Annotated in this window: 19 protein-coding genes; 12 read left to right on the forward strand and 7 right to left on the reverse strand. The window is 37.4% G+C overall.

Annotation, left to right across the window (positions count from 1 at the left end; genetic code table 11):
* Positions 1–355 precede the first annotated feature (355 nt).
* Both F6K40_RS22065 and F6K40_RS22070 read left to right on the forward strand, forming a co-directional pair.
* The gene (locus F6K40_RS22065) at positions 356–496 is read left to right on the forward strand and encodes an element excision factor XisI family protein (RefSeq protein ID WP_293139272.1); all 141 of its coding nucleotides are present in this window, start codon (positions 356–358) and stop codon (positions 494–496) included.
* Positions 497–1,306: 810 nt separating this feature from the next.
* Positions 1,307–3,586, forward strand: coding sequence for a glycosyl hydrolase family 18 protein (locus F6K40_RS22070; RefSeq protein WP_293139253.1), 2,280 nt, complete (start codon positions 1,307–1,309; stop codon positions 3,584–3,586).
* Positions 3,587–4,144: 558 nt separating this feature from the next.
* On the opposite strand, the gene F6K40_RS22075 is transcribed toward F6K40_RS22070, so the two are convergent.
* From F6K40_RS22075 to F6K40_RS22095, 6 genes are all read right to left on the reverse strand, one after another.
* Complete coding sequence (locus tag F6K40_RS22075; protein WP_293139254.1) at positions 4,145–4,708, reverse strand: Uma2 family endonuclease; 564 nt, start codon at positions 4,706–4,708, stop codon at positions 4,145–4,147.
* Between the two features lie 83 nt (positions 4,709–4,791).
* Positions 4,792–5,355, reverse strand: coding sequence for a Uma2 family endonuclease (locus F6K40_RS22080; protein ID WP_293139255.1), 564 nt, complete (start codon positions 5,353–5,355; stop codon positions 4,792–4,794).
* A gap of 134 nt (positions 5,356–5,489) precedes the next feature.
* Positions 5,490–6,053, reverse strand: coding sequence for a Uma2 family endonuclease (locus F6K40_RS22085; protein WP_293139256.1), 564 nt, complete (start codon positions 6,051–6,053; stop codon positions 5,490–5,492).
* 82 nt (positions 6,054–6,135) lie between these two features.
* A complete protein-coding gene (locus F6K40_RS41405; protein WP_375340589.1) occupies positions 6,136–6,303 on the reverse strand; it encodes a DUF4926 domain-containing protein in 168 nt (55 codons plus the stop codon).
* 669 nt (positions 6,304–6,972) lie between these two features.
* A complete protein-coding gene (locus F6K40_RS22090) occupies positions 6,973–8,121 on the reverse strand; it encodes a beta-ketoacyl-ACP synthase (RefSeq protein ID WP_293139257.1) in 1,149 nt (382 codons plus the stop codon).
* Between the two features lie 194 nt (positions 8,122–8,315).
* A complete protein-coding gene (locus tag F6K40_RS22095; protein WP_293139258.1) occupies positions 8,316–9,071 on the reverse strand; it encodes a peptidylprolyl isomerase in 756 nt (251 codons plus the stop codon).
* A gap of 74 nt (positions 9,072–9,145) precedes the next feature.
* Here F6K40_RS22095 and F6K40_RS22100 point away from each other — a divergent pair, with 74 nt between their 5' ends.
* Positions 9,146–9,652 carry a hypothetical protein gene (locus F6K40_RS22100; protein WP_293139259.1) on the forward strand — a complete coding sequence of 169 codons (507 nt, stop codon included), beginning with the start codon at positions 9,146–9,148 and terminating at the stop codon, positions 9,650–9,652.
* 34 nt (positions 9,653–9,686) lie between these two features.
* Here F6K40_RS22100 and F6K40_RS22105 read toward each other — a convergent pair whose 3' ends face one another.
* On the reverse strand, positions 9,687–10,250 hold the full coding sequence (locus F6K40_RS22105; RefSeq protein ID WP_293139260.1) for a photosystem I assembly protein Ycf4: 564 nt from the start codon (positions 10,248–10,250) through the stop codon (positions 9,687–9,689).
* An 869-nt stretch (positions 10,251–11,119) separates the two neighbouring features.
* On the opposite strand from F6K40_RS22105, the gene psbC reads away from it, so the two are divergent.
* The 9 genes from psbC (at position 11,120) to F6K40_RS22150 (ending at position 22,210) form a co-directional block, all read left to right on the forward strand.
* The gene (gene psbC / locus F6K40_RS22110) at positions 11,120–12,499 is read left to right on the forward strand and encodes a photosystem II reaction center protein CP43 (RefSeq protein ID WP_293139261.1); all 1,380 of its coding nucleotides are present in this window, start codon (positions 11,120–11,122) and stop codon (positions 12,497–12,499) included.
* Between the two features lie 514 nt (positions 12,500–13,013).
* The gene (locus tag F6K40_RS22115; protein WP_293139262.1) at positions 13,014–13,841 is read left to right on the forward strand and encodes a hypothetical protein; all 828 of its coding nucleotides are present in this window, start codon (positions 13,014–13,016) and stop codon (positions 13,839–13,841) included.
* Between the two features lie 336 nt (positions 13,842–14,177).
* Positions 14,178–14,621, forward strand: a complete 444-nt coding sequence (locus F6K40_RS22120) for a globin domain-containing protein (RefSeq protein WP_365672382.1) — start codon at positions 14,178–14,180, stop codon at positions 14,619–14,621.
* Between the two features lie 751 nt (positions 14,622–15,372).
* Entirely contained in the window at positions 15,373–17,043 is a 1,671-nt protein-coding gene (locus tag F6K40_RS22125; protein ID WP_375340590.1) for a cobyrinic acid a,c-diamide synthase CobB, read from the forward strand.
* Positions 17,044–17,397: 354 nt separating this feature from the next.
* The gene (locus tag F6K40_RS22130) at positions 17,398–17,889 is read left to right on the forward strand and encodes an ureidoglycolate lyase (RefSeq protein ID WP_293139264.1); all 492 of its coding nucleotides are present in this window, start codon (positions 17,398–17,400) and stop codon (positions 17,887–17,889) included.
* Between the two features lie 249 nt (positions 17,890–18,138).
* Positions 18,139–18,765 (forward strand): type I restriction endonuclease, encoded by a 627-nt coding sequence (locus F6K40_RS22135; protein WP_293139265.1) that lies wholly within the window; start codon positions 18,139–18,141, stop codon positions 18,763–18,765.
* Positions 18,766–18,898: 133 nt separating this feature from the next.
* Complete coding sequence (gene codA / locus F6K40_RS22140; RefSeq protein ID WP_293139266.1) at positions 18,899–20,167, forward strand: cytosine deaminase; 1,269 nt, start codon at positions 18,899–18,901, stop codon at positions 20,165–20,167.
* A 5-nt stretch (positions 20,168–20,172) separates the two neighbouring features.
* On the forward strand, positions 20,173–20,391 hold the full coding sequence (locus F6K40_RS22145) for a DUF4089 domain-containing protein (RefSeq protein WP_375340588.1): 219 nt from the start codon (positions 20,173–20,175) through the stop codon (positions 20,389–20,391).
* Between the two features lie 424 nt (positions 20,392–20,815).
* Positions 20,816–22,210: an AtzE family amidohydrolase gene (locus F6K40_RS22150; RefSeq protein WP_293139267.1), complete on the forward strand. Its 1,395-nt coding sequence runs from the start codon at positions 20,816–20,818 to the stop codon at positions 22,208–22,210.
* Positions 22,211–23,015: the final 805 nt, after the last annotated feature.

The following is a 23,015-nucleotide window of genomic DNA, read 5'->3' on the forward strand; positions in this document are numbered from 1 at the left end:
CACTCTTGTATTCAACCGGATTTGATATTACTCCTTACTCCTTACTCCTTACTCCTTACTCCTTACTCATTACTCATTACTCATTACTCATTACTCCTCAGTAATCGGACAATCGGACCATCTCCCCTAACAATACACTCTTGTATTCAACCGGATTTGATATTACTCCTTACTCCTTACTCCTTACTCCTTACTCATTACTCATTTACGCTTTGGCGCTTGATTGTGTGTGCAATTAAACGGATTTGATATTACTCAGGACTTACGCAAAATAGCAAATTATACACCAGGTGTAGGGGCGAACGGCCGTTCGCTATATATAGTGGTTATGCGTAAGTCCTGATTACTAATAGAAATAAGTTGGCAAAATAGTAGACGAATTTATGGAACTTTAATTTATCTCGACATGATCAACCAAAAAATTTGGATACAAGAATATCTTACAGAAGAGGGTGTCGCAAATGAAATTGTTAATTTAGGTATACCTGATCAGTAAATTGTACTTGCTTTCAAAACACCTGAGCGACGCAAGATTACTGATTTTGCTGTTTATTAATAGATATCTGACAATCTACTAAGAGACTGTTTGTCAAATAAGTATTAACAGAGCATAACTTGTGATGTGAATCTAAAAGCGGTAATAATTCAAGAGATTGAAACTTGGTAGATAAAGAAGTATTCAGTACATATATTCCGAGACTTTTTAAGCGACAAATATTTATGTTGATTTCTTCCTCCTTATTCGCTATTCCCTATTCCCTATTCCCTATTCCCTATTCCCCGTTCCCTGTTCCCTGTTCCCTATCTCCTTTTTATATTTTCTGATACATTCAATCTACTAAGAAATGAGGATTTATTAACTTCCAGATTTCCTAAACAGAAGTATTTCAGTGCAATACTTCTATACAAAAACTTTGGATATTATTTAATTCTCATTCCTAATTTTACTTTTGTGGGTAGGAAATATTCATAAGTTTTATCAGGTTGACAAATGATTTTACTTGTGCAATCAATACCAATTTCAAAAAAATAATGTTACAAATAATCAGGGCAATAAAAAGACTGAACAGGAGATATTACTTTGACTAATTTAATAATTTATGAACTAATAATGGCTAAAAAGCTATTTATTATGACTCCTGACTCCTGAAAAAAAAACTAGATATTTGTAGCAAACATTTATGAAATTGGTATAAGCAAGCAAAATTTTTTTTTGAGGAGTGAAAAATCAATTAAAAATACTGTATTGTTTATCTTGGTAACAAAGATGGATAACTCCAAAAAGGCCGAAAAAAGGACATACAGAATGAAACGAAAATTTCAAGTAATTACTGTATTGCTCTCCATAGCTTTCTTTTTCTTTAGTAATTTAGGGATAGGAATGCTACCTGCGATGGCAATAACTAAGGATGGTTCTTCTATGAGCTCTCCTATCATTCCGGCAGCTTGGCATAATTTTCAGTCCAATACGTCTAACGGTCCGTCTGAATTGACTCAAATAGACCAAGGAACTGAAGACACATACAATCAGATAGGTTTTGAGGCTGAAACCTCCACAGATCTAAAAAACCTAACTTCAGCTCGAGTTCTGAAGACAGTTTTTAACACCTACAGAGATGATTCTAGCAAGCCAAAAGTCTTTGGATACTACACTGATTGGTCTCAATATGACGGTCGTTTAGATAATTTGACAGACCCAAGTTTGGCAGGTCGTGGATACGACATGGACAAAGTAAATCCATTAGCCTACGATCAAATTGTTATTGGTTTCTTGGGAATTTGTGGAGATCAAGGTGAGAAAGCTAGTATAGTCCAAACAGCTTGTAACCAAATGGGATATGGCCTAGACCATGCGACTTTTATCGACCTTTGGGGAGATATAGCTGCCTGGCGTAATAACAAGTTCACTCAGCAGGAATGGGGTGATGGAGGAGGATATGACATTGGCCAAGGTGGCGTTTACGAACCCTATATGTATCAAAGCAAGATAGAAGCAGGCCGGGCTTTTGGTGCACTTGGTGGTCTATATAGGCTCCAAAACGAAGCGAAAGCTTTGGGTCACGATCTCGAACTTGCTTTTAGCATAGGTGGTTGGACAATGAGTGGTCCATTCTCTGGTATAGTAGCTAGTCCAAGTCGTCGTACAACTTTGATCGAAAGTATTGGCGAAGTTTTTGAGCGTTTCCCAATGTTTGGTCGAGTTGATGTTGACTGGGAGTATCCAGGAGGCGGTGGCTTAGATCCTGGGAGTCCTAATGATGGTGAAAACTATGTCTTGTTTATGGGAGAATTGCGTAATTATCTGGATAGCCACGGAATGAGCGATAAGAAAATCAGTATCGCTGCTTCAGCTGTTCCAGAAAAAATGGCAGATTCCAACATTCCCCAACTCTTTCAAGTTGGTCTTGATGGCATCAACGTCATGACTTACGACTTTTTTGGTGGAAACTGGGCACCTGCATTAGCACACCAAACCAATCTTAAGGCATACGAAAACGGTGAAGCACCAGAAAATCAAAACTCAATAGAGGAATCTGTCGATTATTTACGTGGTCACGGCGTCGATATGAGGAAAGTCTATATTGGCTATGCTGCTTATAGTCGTAATGCTCTAGATGCCCACATTACGGATCATTCTCCTCTTATAGGTACTTTTCGCATAATACCAGAAGGTCAAGAAGCAATAGGTACATTCGATCCTCTCGCTAGCGAGTACAACGATGTGCTTTATAACTACTTCGATCCCGAGAATCAAGCGGGTAAAAATGGCTATCACATCTATACCGATGCTGAGGCTAATGCTGATTATCTTCACAGCGATACTAGCGGTGTCTTTATGTCCATAGATACGCCACGTTCTGTGTATGTTAAAAGTAAATATGCTGATGAGCAAAACCTGGGAGGTATTTTCACCTGGACAATAGATCAAGATGCTGGTCTGTTAGCCAATGCTGCTCATGAAGGTGCAGGTTATGAAGTAATCGAATCAAACATCGATATGGAAGATTTCTACTTCTGTGGTGAGAATATTGATCGGGAAACTTGCGAGGATATCACAGGACTGATTCCACCCGATCCAGGTGACAAGGCACCTGTTGCTGATGCTGGTTCAAATCAGACTATCACTGGACCTGCAACAGTACATTTGAATGGAACAGGATCTTACGACCCTAATGACAAACCAATTACTTATAGTTGGACACAATCATCAGGTCCTTCAGTCAGCCTTATGAATCCCACAACGGCAACACCATCTTTTGATGCACCATTGCCTAGTAGCAAGTCTGACACTTATCAGTTTACTCTGGAAGTCAGCAATGGCGATAAGACAGATACTGATAGCGTGGAAGTAGTTGTTAACAAGGAAGAAGCAGGTGAGTGTGGCGATTATGACTATGTTTACCCAGACGGTATAGGAAGCTATGTATCTGGAGAAACAATTGTTCAAGGTACAGACGGTAACCTATACCAGTGCAAACCACATCCTGAGGGTGGCTGGTGCAATCAATCTCCTGAGGCCTATGGACCTGTAGAAGGTTGGGCTTGGTCAAGTGCATGGAATTTACATAAAACTTGCACTGACTAATAAAACCAGCACCGACAGCACAGCCAGTAGTTAGACAAAACCTTGTCACAGAACAACTACAAACATTGGTATGACACCCACAACAATCACTATCAAAATTGAACGGCTTGTGAAATTGACATAGATAGAGTTTCAGCCCAAAATCAACAACGCTGAAAAAATCAGATTGCTGGGGTGGGCAATTTTGATATTAATCAATCTTTGCTCAACTTAAAAAAATCACAAAAATCTACTAAATTAATACTCCGTTAGCTGAAGCTACAGTAGATTCTGCTAGCGGGTATAATTGGAAAAGATAAAGTTGCAGTGCGTAGGTGGACTTATCCCCTGCGCATTTCTTCTTTTTCTATAGCTAAGAAAGAATTGGTTAGGACATGGACTGATGATGAATCTTAGACTAGGAAATACTTTTCGAACTGTTCCCTGTTCCCTGTTCCCTGTTCCCTGCTATAAAACTGATTTAACTGTGAGGCGATCGCGATCGCTTCAAAATTTTCCAGTTCTTCTCATTACAGACTATTTATTCCATTAGATTCAGCAATTTTATTGTAGTTTTTATCAATCTCCCAATATTTCATCAACAGTAAAAGTTACATTAGGCAAAGCTTGAATAGTCACAGTTTCACCCTTTTGAAAAGTCTGCACAATTTCATAACCATTTGCAGTAGGTTGTCGGTAAACTTCCAGACATTCTTCAGTCAGATTCACCAACCAAACTTCAACAATATTATTCTCAGCATATAAAGGAACTTTTACTTCTGTGTCATATTTAATTGTTGTATCTGACACTTCTATAAGGAGAAATACATTTTCTGGTTGAGGTTGTTGAGTCCGATAAAAATCTGGTCGTCGTTGCAGCAAACTTATATCTGGTTGTGGTTCAGAAGTATTATTCAATCTTACAGGATCTTGAACTCCCACAGTAACAGTTTGTGCTAAACGCAAAATGAAAAGTTCGGTAAGACATTTCACACAAGCGGGGTGACGAATACCCATAGGGGACATTTTGATAATTTCTCCTCTGATTAGTTCTACTCGTTCATTTCCAGTCAATACTCCTGCTTCCAGGATTTTATAATACTGGTCTACAGTAAATAGTTGTCGCAATAATTCTACAGCCATTATTAACTCCTTGAAAATAATCCTATGAATTTGTTTGTATGAAAAATTATATTTATTCTAAATATTCTAACTGAAAATTTCTGTTAATTTCCTAATATTTCATCAACAGTAAAAGTTACTTTAGGCAAAGCTTGAATAGTCACAGTTTCACCCTTTTGAAAAGTCTGCACAATTTCATAACCATTTGCAGTAGGTTGTCGGTAAACTTCCAGACATTCTTCAGTCAGATTCACCAACCAAACTTCAACAATATTATTCTCAGCATATAAAGGAACTTTTACTTCTGTGTCATATTTAATTGTTGTATCTGAAACTTCAATGAGGAGAAATACATTTTCTGGTTGAGGTAGTTGAGTCTCATAAAAATCTGGTCGTCGTTGCAACAAACTTACATCTGGTTGTGGTTCAGAAGTATTATTCAATCTTACAGGAACTTGAATTCCGATAGTAACAGTCTGTGCTAAACGTAAAAAGAACAGTTCGTTAAGACGATTCAGACGACCTGCATGATGATAACCCATAGGAGACATTTTGATAATTTCTCCTCTGATTAATTCTACTCGTTCATTTTCATTAAATACTCCTGCTTCCAGCATTTTATAATACTGCTCTACAGTAAATAGTCGTCGCAATAATTCTACAGACATTATCAACTCCTTGAGAATAATTTTATTAAGCGTTCACCTATTTTTTTTTTTTGTTTTAGATAAAAGCTTTTTTTGCTAATCTTTTAAAAGAAAAAAATCAGATATTATTGAGTAACTAATATTGAAAAATTTCATCAATCTCCTAATATTTCATCAACAGTAAAAGTGACATTAGGCAAAGCTTGAATTGTCACAGTTTCACCCCTTTGAAAAGTCTGCACAATTTCATAACCATTCGCTGTAGGTTGTCGGTAAACTTCCAGACATCTTTCAGTCAGATTCACCAACCAAACTTCAACAATATTATTCTCAGCATATAAAGGAACTTTTACTTCTCTGTCATATTTAATTGTTGTATCTGACACTTCAATGAGGAGAAATACATTTTCCGGTTGAGGTTGTTGAGTCTCATAAAAATCTGGTCGTCGTTGCAACAAACTTACATCTGGTTGTGGTTCAGAAGTATTATTCAACCTTACAGGATTTTGAATTCTCACAATAACAGATTTTACTAAACGCAAAAAAAATAGTTCGTTAATACGGTCTACACAAGCTGAATGACGAATACCCATAGGGGACATATTTATAATTTCTCCTCTGATTAATTCTACTCGTTCATTTTCATTAAATACTCCTGCTTCCAGCATTTTATAATACTGATCTACAGTAAATAGTCGTCGCAATAATTCTACAGACATTATCAACTCCTTAAAAATAATTAATAGCTAAACATTTACGAGGATTAAACAACAACTTCCACTAATTCATAATGTAATCGCATTATTTGATTACCTGGAATAGTTTCCATTGCATAAGTTGTTCCATCATTATCAGAAAAATTACTTCAAAAACATTATTATCGTATTCCATAACAATTGTTCCTACTTGTCCTCTATATAAAGTAATAGATTTTCCTGTTTCATGGAGGAGTTGTTTGTCTATCCTCAGTTAATGCAACAATATCTAATTCTTGAAATTTCGTCATAATCATACCTCACTTACTAACAGGATAACAATTTGTTAATATGGAAAGTAGGACAGATTGGTAGGCCAGATATGAGGGACAATACTATATTTTTTGTGGAATAGGAGGATTTTTGCGCCGATGGGTAGCTGTACAGCGGGGGTAAGGGAAAATAGGTGGTTGAAATTGTTGGTGGGTAAGGGATTGAGGGCGATTGAGTCTAGCAGGAGATTCGCGCAAAATCTGAAAGCTTTGTTTGGCAATGGTTTGACGAATTTTTATCGGGAAGGGTATTGCAATTTTTTGATGGTTTATTGTAAGATAAAGTTGATTCGCGCAAATGTACCTCGAAAACTAAATATGATAAGGTTTATAAAGTTCTGCGGTTTAAACAACTAAAAATCCCTATTAGGGATTGAAACATTTTTCCATCTGTATGAGAGTTGTATGTAGGCTGTTTAAACAACTAAAAATCCCTATTAGGGATTGAAACTCATATAAAGTGAAATATATATTATCAAATTTGTTTAAACAACTAAAAATCCCTATTAGGGATTGAAACCTAAACTTCGATATCAATGTAGAAGAATTCTACTATGTTTAAACAACTAAAAATCCCTATTAGGGATTGAAACTTCTAACTAACTCCTCCGCTACACCTTACTCAACACCAACGCAGCATTTTGCCCCCCAAACCCAAAACTCAAACATAAAACATTTTCCACCTGAGACTGACGAGCATACCTAACCAAGTCTAAATCAAATTCTGACTCATTTAATCCCACACAGGGAGGCAAAACCTGATGTTCGATCGCCATCAAACAAAATGCAGCACCCAATGCTCCAGATGCTCCCAATGTATGACCCGTCGCCCCCTTTGTCGAACTAACCGCCACTTTCTGAGGAAAAATTTTCTGAATTAAATTAGCTTCGTGGCGATCGTTTAATTCTGTTGCCGTTCCGTGAGCATGAACATAATCAATATCTTCCGCAGATAAACCGCTTCTTGTTAAACATTGAGCGATCGCTAACATTGCACTTTTACCATTCAAATCCGGTGCATTACCATAACTTGCATCATTTGTCAAACCCAAACCCCGAATTTCACCATAAATTTTAGCCGATCTTTGCCGTGCAAACTCCCCAGACTCCAATACAAAAATAGCTGCTCCTTCCCCCAAAACTAACCCCTCCCGACTGCAGTCAAAAGGATAAGCACCTGTTTGAGCCAAAGCTCCCATTTTTCTAAATCCTGTTATACTTAGAGGCGTAATAGGAGATTCCACAGCGCCTGCAATAACCTGTTGACATTGACCAACTTCAATTAACTCTACAGCACGAGCGATCGCCCATATTCCCGTCGCACAAGCAGCCATTGGAGCCAAAACAGTGCCTTTTGTACCGATATAATTGGCAGTAAGAATAGCAGGTTGATGTGGCAACAGATCGATAAAAGAACTGGAATCTTTTTCCAGATTATTTGGCTGACTATTTCCAGTCAACTGCTTTTTTGCCAATTTTTCCAGCATACCTTGATAGCCACGACTCGAACCTATGACTACACCACATTCAGATAGTGGAAGTGTCAAACCCGAAGATTTGACAGCAGTTTCCACAACTTGGTTAGTTAACCTAGTTAGATCGACAGGCTGAGAATCAATGATACCCAAAGGTAGGGGAGGTAGTTCTGCAAAAGGTTGATGTAACTCAATAGCAGACTTACCCTTGAGTAACCTTTCCCAACTTTGTTCGAGGTTTCCCAAAGCAGAAATTAAACCAATACCCGTAACTACAACTTTCACAGTTAAGTTATATAGTAAGGAACAGCGGTGCGACCCCGCGTCGGCGACAGCTCGCTTGCGGTCAGACCCCGCGTCGCCGACAGCTCCCTTGCGGAATGCTGACCAAGAGAGGGAACGCGCACTCCTGTGAGGGAACAAGGAATAGTTGGAAAAAAATTTCCTAGTCTAAGATTCATCCTTTTGAATTTTGACTTTTAACTTCTGTTGGGTATAGTTAAATTTTCCAAACCCTCGACTACTTTAGCAGACTCAATGCGATCGCCTGCCTCAATATTATCAACAACTTCTTTCATCCCTTGTGTCACATACCCAAATACTGCATAGTTACCATTTAGGAAAGGAAGGTCAGTTAAAGCAAAATAAAATTGGGAAGAAGCAGAGTCAGGAAGCTGAGAGCGAGCCATTGCCACAGCACCTCTTGTATGAGATAAAAGAGGTTGCTGCTGAATACCAACACTTTCCAAAGTTTTGCTGTAAACTGGTTCAGTAGCTTTTTGAGGTTTAATTTCCAGAGGGATATAACGCCTGGTAGAAGTTGTTGGATCGATAAAACCTCCTGTACCTAAATTCTTTAAAGGTACATTAAGGTCTTTACTTTGAGGGTCGCCACCCTGAACTACAAAAGGTTGAGGTTCACGCACTACCCGGTGAAATGCTAATCCATCATAAACCCCTTTTTGAACTAGATCCACAAAATTACCTGCTGTAATAGGTGCATTCGTGCCATCTACTTCTATTGTTATAGGAGAAGCATTAACAGTCATCACTACTGTTGCTTTACCGTTGAGCTTAGGCAAGTAACTATACTTATTAGCTAATTGTGTTTGACTTGATGAAGTTTGGTTAGAAACTTCCGTATTAGGAGTAGTTGAGTTAGCAGTACATCCTGTCACTAATAAAGTTACACATACGAACAGTAGCAATAACGACTGGCTAATTTTTCTTGGCATTTTCACTAATAATTCAATATTGATTTTTTGAGACTCTCATCGTTAAATCAAAAATTATAACGGGAGATTCTTGTTTGACTGAGGCAACAGTAAGCATTTCATGGAAACATTTTGAAATTTTCATTCCTTACTCAGAAATTACTTCTGAATTCTCAATTCTCAATTCTCAAGATTCTGGTTTGACTGAGGCAACAGTAAGCATTTCATGGAAACATTTTGAAATTTTCATTCCTTACTCAGAAATTACTTCTGAATTCTCAATTCTCAATTCTCAAGATTCTTGTTTGACTGAGGCAAAACTAAGCATTTCATGGAAACATTTTGAAATTTTCATTCCTTACTCAGAGATTACTTCTGAATTCTCAATTCTCAATTCTCAAGATTTTGGTTTGACTGAAGCAAAACTAAGCATTTCATGGAAACATTTTGAAATTTTCATTCCTTACTCAGAGATTACTTCTGAATTCTCAATTCTCAATTCTCAAGATTCTGGTTTGACTGAAGCAAAACTAAGCATTTCATGGAAACATTTTGAAATTTTCCAACTTATTCAGAGATTACTTCTGAATTCTGAATTCTAGATTCTAGATTCTAAATTCTAAATTCTAAATTCTACTATAACCCCTCCAAAGGAACTTGCAGAAACTTTGCAAGTTGAGCAGCTTCATTTTCCAATTTTGACAAGGCCAATGGTTCACCTACACGGGTAAGGGGTATTTGCCGACTATCTTTGAGGCGGAGATAGATAGCTCTACGAGGATTGATACCTTCTTTAATATCTACTTTAATTGATTGGACATTTTCAGTAGTACAATTAAATTCTACTTTACGGTTCTTACCAGGAAATCCCCTACGAAAAATCATAATCTGGCCTTTTTCTTGGTTAAACTCATTGTAGCCACCGCCAACATCCCAAATCATTGTTAACCACAAAAATATTCCATATATTGTACCGAGCAGCCCATAAAAGCCCATAGCTATTCCCTGGGGTAAGAAACTGAGCTGGGTAGGGTCGGCAATAATTAATAGATTAACTTTCAAATAGCTAGAGATTCCTGATAAGAGAAAGCCGATCCCTCCCATCGTCACAGTTATGGCCCAGAAGTAATTGCTGAGACGACGAGAACCGATAATTTCTTGATGCAGTAGGCGATCGCCTGTTGAAGTTTCAGTAGTCATAAACATTCCATAATACTTTTCTTGATTTTAAAATTTTTTAGATTTATTAAATCTATATTTATAATTTATATCTAAAATCTAAAGTAAAGCTCAAATTAATTTGACCAAAAACTAAGGTCTAATGCCCAAGTTTTATGTTAAGAAAGATGTTTATAAAGCATAGTCCCTTTTAAGGAGAGAAAAAAGCGGTCTAGGGATGGATGGGTTACCTAAGCATCCAATCGACCAAGAGAAATATTTGGTTCAGTTAATTATTTAAATCCCAATGGTGAGCGCCAGAGATACTGATAACTGATATAGCACTACGCATTAAGGTTAGGACATTTCTAAATCCTGAATGCCTTTGAAAGTCGGCTGTTCCCTGTTCCCTGTTCCCTGTTCCCTGTTCCCTAGCGCTATAACTGATAACTGAAATTACCTACCTGGGGATAGACGATTAATTGCCAAATTTATTAAACCTATATATACTTATGTTAACTTGTTTAACAAAGCAAAATATGGCCTCTGGTCATTCATCTTTCTAAACAGTAGATTTAGTCTGATTGGCTTCTGCCTAAACTCTGATTAAAATCACCCGTTTAGTCAAAATAGGTAAGTATTTACCGAAATTGGCTTTAAAGCCTCACCCTTAAGCGGGCAATTTTATCTCAACGTTGGTTGAAGACCCGCGCTACAGGTGCAGGTCAGCGTCGGGAGGATGTCAAATCGTACTATGATTTAGAAAGCAGAAAGGTATTCAGCAGACGAAGCTCCAGAGTTTCAAACATTTTATACCAAAAACATTTTGCTGATGTAGGGCATCTAAACTTGGATAGCTCCTCAAAATCAGCTACATCAAAACTTAGTATTCCCTTAGGAGGTTTTACCGCGTGGTAACGGTATCTAATTCTATGATGGGGGGTCGTGACCAACAATCTACCGGTTTTGCTTGGTGGTCTGGAAACGCCCGTCTAATTAATCTGTCTGGTAAACTGCTTGGTGCTCACGTCGCCCACGCAGGTCTAATTGTATTCTGGGCAGGAGCAATGACGTTGTTTGAAGTTGCTCACTATGTCCCAGAAAAGCCAATGTATGAACAAGGCTTAATTCTCATGCCCCACGTTGCTACTATAGGCTGGGGTGTGGGTCCTGGTGGTGAAATAGTTGACATTTTCCCATACTTTGTAGTAGGTGTTTTACACCTAATTTCATCTGCCGTTCTTGGTTTGGGCGGTATCTATCATGCCGTTCGTGGCCCAGATACTCTAGAAGAATATTCTAATTTCTTCGGATATGACTGGAAAGATAAGAACCAGATGACTAACATTATTGGCTACCACTTAATCTTATTGGGTTGTGGCGCACTTTTGTTGGTTTTCAAAGCCATGTTCTTTGGTGGTGTATATGATACTTGGGCACCAGGTGGTGGTGATGTACGGGTAATTAGTAACCCTACTCTTAATCCTGCTATTATCTTTGGTTATCTGGTCAAAGCACCTTTTGGTGGAGAAGGCTGGATCATCGGTGTTAATAACATGGAAGATATAATCGGCGGTCATATCTGGATCGGCCTAACTTGTATCTTTGGTGGTGTTTGGCATATTTTCACTAAGCCTTTCGGTTGGGCACGTCGCGCTTTCATCTGGTCTGGAGAAGCTTATCTCTCCTACAGTTTAGGTGCTTTGTCTATAATGGGTTTAATTGCTGCGTCTTTCGTATGGTTTAACAACACTGCTTATCCTAGCGAATTTTATGGCCCTACTAATGCTGAAGCTTCTCAAGCTCAGTCTTTTGTATTCTTAGTCCGTGACCAAAAATTAGGTGCTAATATTGGTTCTGCTCAAGGTCCTACTGGTCTTGGTAAATACTTAATGCGCTCTCCTACTGGTGAAATTATTTTCGGTGGTGAAACAATGCGTTTCTGGGACTTCCGTGGTCCTTGGTTAGAGCCTCTTCGTGGTCCTAATGGTCTAGACTTGAATAAACTGAAGAACGATATTCAGCCTTGGCAAGTTCGTCGTGCTGCTGAGTACATGACTCATGCTCCTAATGGTTCCATCAACTCTGTAGGTGGTATTATTACTGATATTAACGGGTTTAACTATGTTAACCCTCGTGCTTGGTTAGCTGCTGCTCACTTCATTCTTGGTTTCTTCTTCTTAATTGGTCACTTATGGCACGCAGGTCGCGCTCGTGCTGCTGAGGGTGGTTTTGAGAAGGGTCTCAACCGTGAAACTGAACCGGTATTATCTATGACTAACCTTGACTAATATCTAGTCATTGTATGTAGCTCGTTTATTGCTAAAATTTTTTAAAGACCTCGCCTCAAGTAGGTGAGGTTTTTATTTTTTAGGGCTACGCCCTAGGGAATAGGGAATAGTAAACTGTCATATAGAATCCGGGTAATTAGTTATCGTATTACTGAGGAGTAAGGAGTAAAGAGTCGTAGGGGCGATTCGTGAATCGCCCCTACAGGAGTAAGAAAGGAAATGAAAATGCATAAATTTTTAAATTCGTATTCATGCTTAACATATTTTAGTTGAGGAAGTAATTTTGCGATTACTGTATAACCGGATTTTATATCAAAGGGTTTCAGGATTTATAACTGTTCTAACCTTTGCTTCGACTGCTATATTGCTACAGTCACGACATAGGGAACAGGGAACAGGAAAAAAGATTTAATTTGTAGAATTTATGGAATTTATCATTTTTTATTTTAGGAATAAATCACAAATTAAGATGTAACTGCATAAGCATGAATTTAGTATTAATAAATAGATAAATATGAAGATAGGATTACCTAATATATCTGAAAGTTTTAATCAGACTAAAGATTTTTTGGTTGAAAAAAGCGATCGAGTCAAAGAGTATATTTCTGAAGGAACGGAAGCAGCTAAAAATTCTTTATCTGAATTAGCTAATCAATCAGTTAATAGTATTAGTGAAGCTAAAAATCAAAGTCTTGAAGTGATTTCTAAAACTAAGAACAGTGCTGTAAGTAGTATTTCAGAAATAACTGCACAGACAAAGGAAGTTTTGGTTGAAACAACTCAAAAATTGACTGATACTGCTACTACTACTACTAACCAAGCTGTACAAAGTGTAGCTGAAGTTGCTGACAATATGATCCACACAAGGGAAAATTTTAGTTATCGAATTAATGAATTGATTGAAAGTTATTTTTCTCCTGCTATTGCAGAATGGGTCAACTCTCATCCTTTGATGGTTTGGTTATTAAATCATCCTTTAATTACATTAGTAGTTGGTTTGTTTTTAATATTGATATTGTTAGGATTGTTGCAGGTAGTTAGTAATTTAGGAAAGTCATTATTTTTATTTATTTTAACTAGCCCCTTCAAAGTTTTTAAGAGTATTTGGAGCTTGGGTAATAAATCTACTTCTGTAGAGGCAAAATTTACGAATAAAAAGTTTTATAACGCAACTGATTTAGGTAAAAATTTAACATTAATGGATTCTGGAAATAAAATTATAAATAATCGCCAAAGATTAATGCAGATTTTGACTAGGTTGGAAAAAATCAAAAAGGAGCAAGATTTACTTTTACAAGAAGCCTCAAAAATTATTAAATCTCAATCAAAATTTAGGAAGTAGGGAGTAGGGAGTAGGGAGTAGGGAGTAGGGATTAGGGGAATAAAAAATATTCTGATATCAATTCACTTTAAAGATGTCACAAATACTTTCAAGTTTTAGATTTGAAATAATTTCCTGAAATTACTAAGCGCGTCAAAGTTTCGAGCCTATAAAATTTTACTTTTGACTTTTGAGTATCATTAGCACTCAATGCATGACTTCCGTGGAACAGTATCACTTAGAGAGAACAAAAGGGTGCATTATATAAAGTAAAGATATAAAGAAAAAGTTGATTTTATTCAGTGGTAAATTATTGCCAGATAAAATTATATTGAGATTCAATTACTAACAATATATATGGTCAGTCAAAAAACAATTGAGATTGTTAAATCTACAGCTCCTATTCTCCAAAAACAGGGCAAGGAAATTACTACTCGGATGTATGAAATAATGTTTCAAAATCATCCTGAAGTTAAAGAGCAATTTAATATGTCTGCTCAAGCGGATGGTTCTCAACCAGCAAAGTTAGCAACTGCAGTTTATGCTTATGCTACTCATATTGATGATTTGCCTGCTTTAAAATCAGCGGTTGAAAAAATTGCTCACCGTCATGTGCAAACTCATGTACAACCAGAACAATATCCAATGGTGGGAGAATGTATGTTGCAAGCTATGCAGGATGTTTTGGGAGAGGTGGCAACGCCAGAAGTGATAGCTGCTTGGGCGGAAGCTTATCAGGCATTGGCGGAGATTTTTATCAACCGAGAGCATGAAATATATGAGGAGGAAGGTGTTTCCTAAGAGGGAGTGTGGGAAGTGTGGGAAGTGTGGGAGGTGTGGGAGGTGTGGGGAGTGTGGGGGGTGTGGGGGGTGTGGGGAGTGTGGGATATATTAAAAAATATGGTAGTGGTGTACAAGTAGTAATATCTTGAAAAAAGTCAAGTATTCAAGGGAATATGATTTCTTTGAAACTTAGAATTAATATCATGTCCGGATCAGAGCGAGATAGAACGACCTTCCGCTTACGCGACCAAAAAACTTTCTCCTCCTTATAGCTTAAAATTCCCTCCTCTTCCCTCTTGACTCCTGATATCATGTCCGGTAGCATCGGTATTGTATAGAGAAGGTAAGGGAGAAGTAGGGGCGAACGGCCGTTCGCCCCTACAAGACAAGGAAAAACCTTACATGACGGTAAATATTTCCCCAGTTTTTACACAAACGATACCAACGGACATGATATGACTCCTGATTCCTGACTCCTCTCCCTATAATTAGTTATTGCAGGTCATTGTGACTGGAACGCAGCAGAAGGAAGCAATCTTGCGCTACCCCTGAAATTGCTTCCTCTCATGCTGCGGAGGACTTTTCAGTTGGATTTGATATAGCACTCGAAGCAAAGATTAGGACATTTATAAATCCTGTTTGCGGAGCATTTCCCTATAAGAAAAACCCTGTGACAGTTTACTATTCTTTATTCCTTATTCCCTATTCCCGATTCAAGTAGCGCTATATTAATTTTTGTGAGTTAAAAAAGGGGGAAATATTGAGTTTAATAGTTGCGGGGGAACGTAGTGGTGTTGGTAAAACAACTGTTACGTTGGCGTTACTAGCTTATTTAAAACGGCAACATCTTAAGGTGCAATCATTTAAGGTGGGACCTGATTACATTGATCCGATGTTTCATCAGTATGTGACGGGTAAACCTTGTCGGAATTTAGACCCAGTTTTGACTTCTGAGGTTTATGTGCAACAATGTTTTGGGCGTAATATTCAGGATGTTGATTGTGCTTTAGTGGAGGGGGTGATGGGTTTGTTTGATGGGGTGAGGTTTTGCAATCCCCCCTTACCCCCCTTTGAAAGGGGGGGATTTAATCCCCCCTTACCACCCTTTGAAAGGGGGGGATTTAATCCCCCCTTACCACCCTTTGAAAGGGGGGGATTTAATCCCCCCTTACCACCCTTTGAAAGGGGGGGATTTAATCCCCCCTTACCACCCTTTGAAAGGGGGGGATTTAATCCCCCCTTACCACCCTTTGAAAGGGGGGGATTTAATCCCCCCTTACCACCCTTTGAAAGGGGGGGAGAAGATGATAGTGATAAGTGCTTTCCTGATTTTGCTTCTACTGCTCATATTTCCCGGTTGCTGAATTTGCCTGTTTTGTTGGTGCTTGACTGCAGTCGGTTGTCTGCTTCTGTGGCAGCGATCGCTCATGGTTTTGTTTCTTTTGATTCTACTATTAATTTTGCTGGTTTGATACTGAACCGGGTGGGGAGCGATCGCCACTTACAACTACTACAAAATTCTTTAGAATATATAAATTTACCTGTACTTGGGGTTTTCAGACGGCATCAAAATATTAGTATTCCTGACCGACATTTGGGTTTAATTCCTACTGATGAAATACCGAATTTAGATAGGATAATTAATAATTTGGTTGATTTAGCAAAGACTTGTTTTGATTGGGAAAAATTACTACCTATTTTGAAAGTTAAGAATGAGGAATCTCTGCACTTTTTATCTAGGCAAGATTCCCCAGACAAGAGCATAAATTTCCCGAAATTAGTTGTCAAGAATTTTGATAAAAAAAGGTCGGAAATTTTGATAGGAGTGGCTCGCGATCGCGCGTTTAATTTTTATTATCAAGACAACTTGGATATTTTGGAAGAGTTAGGAGCAAAAATAGTATTTTGGAGTCCGCTAAAAGATGAAAATTTACCGGAAGGAATACAAGGTTTATATTTTGGCGGTGGATTTCCAGAGGTTTTTGCTCAACAGTTAAGTGAAAATGTTTTTGTTAGAAAGGCAGTTAAGGAAGCAATTATTTTGGGAATGCCGACTTATGCAGAATGTGGTGGGTTGATGTATTTATCTGAGGCAATTATTGACTTTAATAGTAATTCTTGGGAGATGGTAGGAATTTTGCCAACTACGGCGGTAATGGGGAAAAGTTTAAAGTTAGGATATCGGCAAGCAGTTACGAATATAAATACTCCTTTTTTAGCAGCAAATACTAAAGTTTATGGGCATGAGTTTCATCGTTCTGAATTAACTGAAGCACCCCCAATACCACTATATAAAATGTGGCGAGTTGATGAGGAAGAAAATCAGAGTCAGGCAACTTTTGAAGGCTGGAATTTTTATCAAGTTCATGCTTCTTATCTACATTTGCATTGGGGAAATAGAATTGATATTCCGAGGCGATTTTTCAACCCTTTTGAATAAGGAATAAGAAAGGATTAAAGTAGATTTTTCGGGAAATTAAGGGAGAATTATATGTGTCTAATATGTGATGTATTGTTGCTCATATAGCTTTAAGAATTCAGCTAGCTCGCAGTCAGCAATAGAGCAATAAGACCCTGATTTTAAGGAAGGAGTTTAAATGAATATAGACTTTAACAACTTTATGTAGTAAAATTTAATTTTGACTTGATTGATACAACTTTGAACCTACACCAAAAGCAATAGCTGAATTGCGCAGTTCATCCGTAAGGAGGCTAGCTAATAGCTGACGGCTGAATCCTTACAAAACTTGTAGAGTAAATTGGATAAAATTAAAATAATAAAATGGAGAAAAAAATGAGTAAATCAATAGTAGTTAAACAACTGGTTGCCGAGAAAATTACATTACAGAATTTTCAACCTTTTGGGCAAGTAATTTGGGCTGGGAAAGATGGCAAAAAATATGACCAAGATGATGCTCAATTAAGTTTAGGAAATGGTACGCCACGGTTCTATATTATGAGGTTAAATCAAAAAGGTCGAAAGTTTACAAAAATTACTCGTCATGTGCAATGTACTCAATGTTTAGGTTCCCTAGAAGGTAAGGAATGGTTAATGGCAGTTGCTCCACCTTGTTTAGAAGAAGCACCTAAATTAGAGGATGTAGTTGCTTTTAAAATTCCTGGGAATTGTTTTATTAAATTAGAGGTGGGAACCTGGCACGCTGGTCCTTATTTTGATCAAGATTTTGTGGATTTTTACAACCTAGAATTAAGTGATACAAATGTTGTGGATCATTTTACTCACGACTTTGCTAAAAGTCATAATTTAGAGTTAGAAATTGTTTAACTAGCTATCAGCTTTTAGCATTCAGCTTTTAGCTTTTAGCTGAGTGCTAACTGCTGAGTGTAGAATAGACATCTCTAGAAAATAAACTTGCTCTTTATTTACCATAAAGTAGAGTTGTAAAATTTCCTGATAAAATCATTTTCTGTACCTTTTTACTGAAAATATCTTTTCTGTTCCCTGTTCTCTACTTTGAAAAAAAGTCTACATATTTTGCGGAGATGTATAATATAAATAAGAATATACAAAACTATGGTTGAAAATATCCAAGCTCAAAATATCGAGCTATACCAATTACAAGAAAAATTTGGTCTTCAACGTACAAATGATGACCAATTCTTTCAAGAATGGCAAGACAATTTGCCCGAACTCTCAGATGAGGAAAAGCAGGTATTAGATGAAGTAAAAAAGGATTATTTTCATTTGTCGGCATATCCTATCCTAGAACCTATTGTCAAAATGGTGGTGTTATCGCCTTTGTTGAAGTTAGCAGGTTTTTACCGTCCACCATTTTATTTAAGTGCTGAGAAAGAAGTGCAAATTACTTCTGAGGATAAAGGAACAATTGTTAAGGGAAGACTTGATTTGTTGATATTTACACCTCATTTTTGGATTATGGTTATTGAGTCTAAGAGAGCAAAATATTCCCTAGAAGCAGGAATTCCTCAAACCCTGGCGTATATGTTAGGTAATCAAGATAATACTAAACCTGCTTTTGGATTTGTGACTAATGGCAATGAGTTTAATTTTTTGAAGCTTATTCAACAAGATAAACCTATTTATAGTCAGTCTTATCCTTTTGCTCTCAATCGTCAAGATGATATCTATGTAGTTTTGCAAATCTTAAAGCGTCTTGCTCAAATTGTTGTTAGTATTTAACAATATTTATGCAAAAACTGTAATTCTTTTTTCTCCTTTTCTACTTGTATGTCTAGCTCTAAAAGCTGATAGCTAGTTAACTAAAATAATATAGACTATTATAACATTATCAAATATCAACCCAGAGAATGCTATGTCTGATAAAATTTATGAGTTAATCTTACGAAACTGTCGCTTACTGCTACCAAACTACCAATTGCAAATAGTAGATATTGCTATTGATGATGGTAGAATTACTGCTATTTCAACGGATATTCCTGCTTCGGGAAAACAAGAAATTGATATTGGAGAAAAATTAGTCACCCCACCATTTGTAGAATCCCATATTCATCTAGACTGTGCTTTAACTGCAGGTAAACCACGGTGGAATCAAAGTGGCACATTATTTGAAGGTATCAAAATTTGGGCTGAATACAAACAAAGGTTGACTTTAGAAGATGTGAAAAAACGCGCTATTGAAACTCTTAAAACTCAAGCTCAACAAGGAGTATTATTTGTTAGAACTCACGTTGATGTTAGCGAACCAACACTAACAGCATTACAAGCACTTTTAGAAGTAAAAGAAACTGTCAAAAATTGGATTAATTTACAAATAGTTGCCTTTCCTCAAGATGGCATTTATAGTCAAGATGAAAATCTGACTCTTTTAGAGACTGCTTTGCAATTAGGAGTAGATGGTGTAGGTGGAATTCCTCATTATGAATTTACTAGGGAAGATGGAGTAAAATCTATACATTATATCTTTGATTTGGCAGAAAAATATGACTGTTTTATTGATATTCATTGTGATGAAATAGATGACGAACAATCGAGGTTTTTAGAAGTAGTTGCTGCTTGTGCAATTCGGACAGGTTTAACTTCACAAGTTACTGCTAGTCATACAACTGCTTTTGGTTCTTATAATAATGCTTATGCTTTTAAATTAATGAGTTTATTAGAGAAGTCTAAAATTAATTTTGTTGCTAATCCTTTAATTAATATTACTCTTCAAGGTCGTACTGATACTTATCCTAAAAGGCGTGGTGTGACGCGAGTTAAAGAGTTATGGCAACATGGATTAAATGTTAGTTTCGGACATGATTGTGTGCAAGACCCTTGGTATAATTTAGGTACTGGTAATATGTTAGATGTAGCTTATATGGCTGTGCATATTTGTCAGATGACAGGAATCCCAGAAATTAATGCTTGTTATCAAATGATTACTAGGAATGGTGCGAAAACTTTAGATGTGGAGGATAGGTATGGTATTAAAGTAGGAAAACCAGGTAATTTGATAGTTTTAGATGCTAAAAATCCCTTTCATGCAATTAGGAAACGAGCTACAGTAAAGTATGTATTTTCTGAAGGTAAATTATTAGCAGAAACTATACCTACAAAAGTTAAGTTTGTTGGCTTTACATAAAAAATGTGAATAAAAATTCAGTGATAAAAATCAACATGAAAAATATCGAAAAATATGTGGAATTAACGGCAGAATTAATAAATTTACCATTACACTCAGAACACCTTCCTGGTGTAGTAGGAAATATGGAAAAAATAGCAGCGATCGCTCAATTAGTTACAGAATTTTCCCTACCACCAGAAATAGAACCTGCACCAAAATTTGACTTAGAAAAATGGGAATAAAAAATTGAGAAATGAAATTAGTAAAACCCTCCTTTGGTTACTATGATCGGGGGGTATTGTACATTGCTAATTAATAGTAGGGGTTTGGTCTCCAAACCCTTACCCACACAACTCAAGTCTTCCTTTTTTATTGCCAAATAATTAAGTTTTAAAACCTCTAAATATCAAGGAGAAAAAATCAAAAAATTCCTAATTCATTAGGAGGTACTGTTCAACAATTAATAATTAATAATTAATAATTAATAATTACCTCTTCTTATAAAGGAGAGGATTGGGATAAAAGGAATTTTTTTTCTTCTCTTACTCGAAAACGGCATCCCATCCTACGGACTGCTCCGCTTGCCGACCGCTTTTTTCTCCATGAATGGAGAAGCTTTATACCTTAATTTTTTCGGTAACTGATAACTGATAACTGATAACTGAAATGACTATCAACTTCAACCAAACAGACGCAGTAGCGATCGCCTCCGCCATCAAAACAGAAAAAACCACCACCGAAACTTTAATAACCAAATTTCTCGAACAAATTTATAACCGCAACAAAACTTTAAATTGCTTCACTGCCATCACGACAGAAAGCGCACTCAATAGGGCAAAACAAATAGACAAAGACATTGCCCAAGGCAAAAATCCCGGTCTTTTAGCAGGAGTACCTTTTGCCGTCAAAAATCTCTACGATATTGCAGGTTTAACCACCCTCGCTGGAGCCAAAATTAACGCCGAAAACCCACCCGCTACCCAAGATGCAACCGCTGTTGCCAAACTCAAAGAAGCAGGTGCCATCCTAGTTGGTGCCCTCAATATGGATGAATACGCCTACGGTTTCGTTACCGAAAATAGTCATTACGGCGCAACACCTAATCCCCATGACATCACCCGCATCTCCGGCGGTTCTTCCGGTGGTTCTGCTGCTGCCGTTGCTGCCGGTTTAGTACCCATTACTCTCGGTTCCGATACCAACGGTTCCATCCGAGTACCTGCTGCTCTGTGTGGTGTCTTTGGGTTTAAACCCACTTATGGACGTTTATCACGAGCAGGGGTTTTTCTGTTTGCCAGTAGTTTAGATCATGTTGGACCTTTTGCTCGCTCTGTGGGAGATATTGCAACGGTTTATGATGTTTTGCAAGGAGCGGATGCAAGAGATCCAGTTTGTACTAACCGCCCTCCTGAAAGTTGTTTGCCTCAACTCAACCAAGGTATTAAAGATTTGCGCATTGCTATTGCTGACGATCACTTTGCTAAAGGTGGGGAACCAGAAGTATTTGCAGCAGTGGAACAGGTGGCGTCCGCATTAGGTGTGACTCAGCGGGTGACAATACCCGAAGCACATCGAGCGCGAGCTGCTGCTTATATTATTACTGCTGCTGAGGGTGCGAATTTGCATTTGGAAAATTTACGCACTCGTCCCCAAGATTTCGATCCAGCAACTCGCGATCGCTTTTTGGCAGGTGCTTTAATTCCCGGAGATTGGTATATCCAAGCTCAACGTTTCCGCACTTGGTATCAAGGTTGTGTTCAGGAAATATTTAAGGAAGTAGATATTATTTTGGCTCCTACTACTCCTTGTGTTGCACCGTTATTGGGGCAGGAAAAAATGACTATTGCAGGGGAGGAGGTGTTAGTGCGTCCGAATTTGGGTTTGTATACACAACCTTTGTCTTTTATTGGGTTGCCAGTTTTGTCGGTTCCCATTCGCCGTACTAATGGTTTACCTTTGGGAGTACAAATTATTGCTGCACCTTATAATGAAGCGTTGATTTTACGAGTGGCAGCATTTTTGGAGATGGAACAGTTAATACCTGAATTTTTCGGTAAATAATTAGACATCTCCAGAAAAGAGGGAACAGGGAACAGGGAACAGGGAACAGGCAAGAATAATATAGAATCCGGTTATATAGTATATGTTCATTATTAAATCGGACTATCTCCCCATCTCCCCCAACAATACACTCTTGTATTCAACTGGATTTGATATTACTCCTTACTCCTTACTCCTTACTCATTACTCATTACTCATTACTCATTACTCCTCAGTAATACGATAACTAATTACCCGGATTCTATATAATATCATGTCCGGTTGAATAATGAGACTTTAGTGGAAGGAAGGCAGAAGGCATCCCCCCTACCCCCCGCGTGAAATGGGGGAGAGAGCAGAAGCTTTTCCCCATTATCACCTTAATTTTATACACAAACGATGCTACCGGACATGATATGATCGGGACTTACGCAGAGGAACCCAGAAACCCGGTTTCTCGTATATATTTATTGTCAGAAACAATGATTTAGCATAGAAACCGGGTTTCTTTGCGTAAGTCCAAATGATATAAAAATCCGGTAGTATCAGTGTAAAAAGCGTAGAAACCGGGTTAATATTTGCCCACAATACGATAAAATACTACAACCTAAATTTTAAGATTGCTATATGTATATATTTGAACGATTATGTAGATAACTTAACTAATATTTTGTAATCGTTGCAATTACATCTACAATAGATAAAAATTGTTAAAATTTATCAAAGGATTTAATCATATCATTTATCTGAAAAGAATATCAGCTTTTCTTAGATTCTTTTTATTTTTTTATCCACATAAAATCTTAACACTTCATTTTTTCATAAC

The sequence above is a fragment of the Okeania sp. SIO3I5 genome, assembly GCF_010672085.1.
GTDB lineage: Bacteria > Cyanobacteriota > Cyanobacteriia > Cyanobacteriales > Microcoleaceae > Trichodesmium.